General features: G+C 75.9%; 3 protein-coding genes. 1 reads left to right on the forward strand and 2 read right to left on the reverse strand.

What is annotated here, in order from left to right:
- Positions 1-118 precede the first annotated feature (118 nt).
- The gene (locus ACFV2J_RS04510; RefSeq protein ID WP_385437283.1) at positions 119-652 is read left to right on the forward strand and encodes an SDR family NAD(P)-dependent oxidoreductase; all 534 of its coding nucleotides are present in this window, start codon (positions 119-121) and stop codon (positions 650-652) included.
- Between the two features lie 142 nt (positions 653-794).
- Here ACFV2J_RS04510 and ACFV2J_RS04515 read toward each other — a convergent pair whose 3' ends face one another.
- Together ACFV2J_RS04515 and ACFV2J_RS04520 are read right to left on the reverse strand one after the other, a co-directional pair.
- Entirely contained in the window at positions 795-2,810 is a 2,016-nt protein-coding gene (locus ACFV2J_RS04515) for an ATP-binding cassette domain-containing protein (RefSeq protein WP_385437285.1), read from the reverse strand.
- The gene (locus ACFV2J_RS04520; protein WP_385437287.1) at positions 2,803-4,647 is read right to left on the reverse strand and encodes an ABC transporter transmembrane domain-containing protein; all 1,845 of its coding nucleotides are present in this window, start codon (positions 4,645-4,647) and stop codon (positions 2,803-2,805) included. The genes ACFV2J_RS04515 and ACFV2J_RS04520 overlap by 8 nt, the downstream gene beginning before the upstream one ends.
- Positions 4,648-4,721: the final 74 nt, after the last annotated feature.

Here is a 4,721-nt window from a genome sequence, read left to right on the forward strand (position 1 = left end):
TAGCGGGGGGCCCGGCGCGGGCGGGCCGGCGGCCCGCGGGGACCATGGGGGGCTGCGGCCCCTAGATCCGGTCCGGGCGCCGCCCCGGCCCCCCCCCTTCCCCGGCAGTCGCACGCTGGTGGCAGACCTCTCCGTACCGGGAGAACTCGCGGCCGCGTTCGAACTCCAGGGGCTGCCGGAGCGGTTGGACTCGTTGCTGCATGTGGCCGGTGTCCTGGAGCCCGGTGCGGTGGGGCAGTTGGGAGCCGGGCCGTGGCAAGAGATCTGCGCGGTGAACCTGCTGGCACCCGCCGAGCTGACCCGCCTGTTGCTCCCGGCGCTGCGTGCCGAGCGGGGGCACGTCGTCTTCCTCAACTCCGGCGCGGGCCTGCACGCTCCGCCGGGACTGGCCGCCTACGCGGCCTCGAAGTTCGCCCTCAAGGCACTCGCCGAGTCGCTCCGCGCGGAGGAGTACCAGCACGGCGTCCGCGTGACGTCCGTCTACCCGGGCGAGGTCGACACACCGATGCAGGCCGAACTGCACGCCCGGCTCGGCATCGCCTACGACCCCGCCACCTGCCTCACCGTGGACTCCGTCGCCCAGGTGGTGGCGGGCGCGTTGGACCTGTCCCGGGGCGGGACGGTGAGCGATCTGATGCTCCGTCCCGGCTGAGCGGACGGAGACGGGCGGACCGGGTTCCGGTCCGCCCGACCCGCCCGACCCGTCCACCCCGTCCGACTCGCCCGGCCCGTCCACCCCGTCCGAGTTCTCCGAGCCGCCCGACCCATCTGCCGGGCGGCCGTTGCCGATGCGGTCAGTCCGAGGGATCGGGGTCCGCCCCGTGACCGCCGACCAGCGCCCGGTATCCGGGTACGGTGGCCGACAGCTCGCCGTGGGTCCCCACCAGGGCACGGTCTCCGTCCAGGAAGAGGACACGGTCGGCGCGACGTGCCGGACCGGGCCGGTGGGTGATGGTGACGACCGTGCCGGGGCGGACGCGGAAGGCTTCCTCCACGTGCAACTCCGCCTGGGCGTCAAGGTGTCGGGTGGCCTCGTCGAGGATGACCAGTCGGGCCGGCGAGAGGTGGGCGCGGACCAGGGCGATGATCTGACGCTCGCCCGCGGACAGCGCGGCCGGATCGACCGTGGCCTCCAGCCCGCCGAGGCGTTCCACCAAAGGAGCCGCGCCGACGGCACGTACGGCGGACAGGACGTCCCGTTCCGGCGCCTGCGGACACAGCCATCGCAGGTTCTCCTGAAGCTCGCCGGCGAACACATAGGCGTCCTGCGGCAACAGGACGCGGACGCGCGCCAGTTGCCGAGGGGTGAGCCGGACCGCCGCCGTGCCCCCGAGGACGACGCTCCCCCGGTCCGGTGGGACGTCACCCGCCAGTACGTCCGCGAGGGTGGACTTGCCGACCCCGGAAGGGCCGACGACGGCGAGGTGCTCCCCGTCGTGCAGGGTGAGGTCCAGGGCGTCGAAGACGGGTTCCGCGGCGGCTCCGTAGGAGTAGGAGATGCCGCGGAGGCGCACGGAACCGTCGGCGGGGCCGTCACCGTACTCGCCGCGCCCGCCGTCCGGACCGCCCTCACGCTCCCCGCCATCGGGACCGTCCTCGCGGTCCTCGCCACCCGGACCGCCCTCGCAGTCGTCCCCGTCCCCCATGTGCCGTGGACCGTCCGCGTCGACGGCGGTGGCCGGCGGCCGGGAGGCGGCGGCGAGGCGCTCGGCGGCGACGGCCAGGCGCAGCCAGGACGATCCCACACCCTGGACGAGCAGCCGCAGGGCCGGTTCCAGCGTGCCGGTGAGGTAGGCCAGGACGCCCATGACCTCGCCCGGGGTCAGCCCCCTGCGGACCAGGGCCGGGGCCGCCAGGACGACGAGCAGGAGCGGCAGGTGTGCCCCCAGCGCGACGAGGAGGCGTCGCACGGCCGCGGTGACCGCCAGTGCGCGGTTCGCGCGGACGCCGGCGGCGACGGCGTCGAGCAGCTCCTGTTCCGCCGGCCGGCGGGCCCCGCAGGTGACGATGTCGCGCAGCGCGGTCAGGGTGTCGGCGCACAGGCGGGCCAGGTTCTCGTCGGCGGCGAACGCCTGGCGCTGGCGCCGCATCGTGACCGGAGTGGTCGCCGCGAACCCTGCCAGCGCGAGCAGCAGCGGTACGGCGATCAGCGGGGTGGCCGCCGGGGCGAGCATCGCGGTGCCGCCCAGCACGGCCAGGGCGGTGAGGGCGAAGTGGGAGACGACGAGCAGCTGTCCGGCGGTGGCGTCGCGAACTGCCTCGACCTGGCGGGTCAGTTGGGCCACGGACGTGGCGGCGGACGCGTCCGGGCGGCCGCGGGCCGCGACCCCCCGGTGCAGCAGGCCGGACACCAGTCGGCGTACCAGCCGGTCACGCATCGGCTCGACGACGTGGGCGAGTTGAGGGTAGGTCTGCCGGGTCGCCCACGCGCCGACGAGGGCGGCCGCCGCGAACAGGGCGAGCCAGCAGGCGGCCTGCCCGGGCCGGTGGTCGAGGAACCCTCGGTCTACCGCCAGGGCCATGGCCTTGCCGGACACCAGGGCCGGCAGGGCCGACAACAGGGTCCACGCGAGCAGCCGGAGAACCGCCGGCCGGCTGTCGGTGAAGGCCGAGCGCAGCACGTCGGCGGCGGCACGGGCGGCCCGTCGCGGCGCCGGTCCGGCGGCGGGACCGGGGCCTTCGTGGGCCGCGGGGGCGGCGCGAGTCACGGGGGTCACGGGCGCGGGCGCGAACGTCGCTGCGGTGTCCGCCCCCGGGCGACGGGCGAAAGGGGTCTCGGCGCGGACGGCCGGTGTCGTGTCGTCAGTCACCGGCGGAGGCCTTCGCGGGAACGGGGCGCGGACCGGGCGCTCCGCCGTCCAGCACGTCACGGTACTCGGCGAGGGGCCAGAGTTCGTCGTGGGCGGCGACGGCCCGGACGCGTCCTTCGTGGAGCCAGGCGACCCTGTCGGCCGCGGCGGCCACGGTGGCGCGCCGGGTGATGTGCAGGACGGTGCGTCCGGCCGTCTCCTCGCGCAGGGCGTGCAGCGCCGCGGCTTCGGTGGCGCCGTCCAGGCCGCAGGTCGCGTCGTCCAGGACGATCAGGCGGCTGTCGGGGGCGAGCGCTCTGGCCAGGCCGAGGCGCTGGCGTTCTCCGCCGGACAGGACGAGGGCGGACATCGGCGTGCGGTAGCCGTCCGGCAGCCGCCGGATGAAGGTGTCGGCCTGCGCGGTCCGCGCGGCCTCGCGCAGCCGCCACGTCGGCGGGGGCGCCGGGCCGAGGCCGAGCGCGTCCTCGACCGTGGCGCCGGTCAGCACCGGGTCGGCGAAGGCGCAGGAGATCGCGGCGGGCAGTTCGTCGGGGTGGATCTCCGTCAGCGGGACGCCGTCGAGCGTGACCGTGCCCTCGTCGGGTTCGGTCAGGCCGACGGCGAGCGAGGCCACCAGCGAGGTCACCGAGTCGGGGGCGCCCACGAGAGCCGTCCAGGAGCCGTCGGGCACCGTCAGGTCCAGGCCGTCGAGGGCGACGGCACCCTGGCGGCGTACGACGACGCCCCGCAGTTCCAGCCGGCCGGGACCGGGGGGCAGCGGACGGGAGGGGACGGCGCGGACGGGCAGGGTGAGTACGTCGGTGAGCCGGGCCGCGCCGGCCCGGGCCTGGGCCACGTCGAGGAGGCTCTGCGCGGTGCCGAGGCCGCTGAGGCCGATGCCGGTGTAGCCGAGGGCGGCCAGCAGGTCACCGACGCCGAGCCGGCCCGCGGCGACCTGGGTCCCCGCCACGGCGAGGACGGTGAGCTGGGTGGCCGGGGCGAGCAGGCCGGTGCACCACGCGGTGCGGCGCTGGGTGTCCCACAGTTCGTGTCCCAGTCTCGACAGGTGCGGCAGGGGGCGCAGGACGCGCTCGATCTCCCGGGTGACGGTGGCCGAGGCGGCGATGCTGCGGCTGCCGCTGAGCGCGTCGAGCAGGCCCGAGGCCAGGCGCGCCTGCGTCCGCTGGTATCCGTCACCCGCGTGGGTCGTACGGCGCAGTTGGCGGCGGATCACCGCGTAGCCGGTGGGCGCGGTGGCCAGGAACGCCAGGGACAACAGCGGGGAGAGCAGGGTCAGGGCGACGACGGCGACGACGGCCATGAGCAGTTGTGCGGCCGAGTAGACCAGGGCGGGCGCGGCCAGTGCGGCCTGCGGGGCGCTCGCGGTCAGACGGGCGACGAGGTCACCGACCGGCATGCGGGCGACGGCGGCGGGACCGGCGGCGAGCGTGCGGCGGATCGCCATGGTGCGGATGCGGGCCGCCGCGTCGGCGCCGGAGCGCGGGGCGGCGTATTGGGCGACGGCCTCCGCTGCCGTCAACAGGGCTAGCAGTGCGACGAGTTGACGACCGGTGACGGTTCCGGCTCCGGCCAGGGCCTGGTCGACGGCGCGGGCCAGCAGGGCGGGCAGCAGCAGGGTCGCGGTGGTGCTCGCGGCCACGGCCAGGGCCAGGACCACCGCCCAGCGTCCGCCCGCGGCCGGCAGCAACAGGCGTGGCGGCCGGGTCACTTCGGGCCGGTCACCGTCGTCCGGTCCGGTGTCGTCGGCGGTGGGGGGAACCGGTCGTGTGGGGGGCCGGTCCGGGGAGCCGGTCGGGGCGGGCTGCGGCGGAGCGGCGTCGGTTCGGTCGCTGTGCATGAAGCCCTCCGGGGGGAAACTTGCCCCAGAGTCTTTAAAAAAAAAACCAGCCCCCCAAACCCCGGGATAAAGAG

The organism is Streptomyces sp. NPDC059668 (assembly GCF_042734135.1).
Taxonomy (GTDB): domain Bacteria; phylum Actinomycetota; class Actinomycetes; order Streptomycetales; family Streptomycetaceae; genus Streptomyces.

Bases quoted from the DNA above. Each gene is read 5' to 3' on its own strand.
- ACFV2J_RS04520 (WP_385437287.1), bottom strand. From the start codon at position 4,647: ATGCACAGCGACCGAACCGACGCCGCTCCGCCGCAGCCCGCCCCGACC.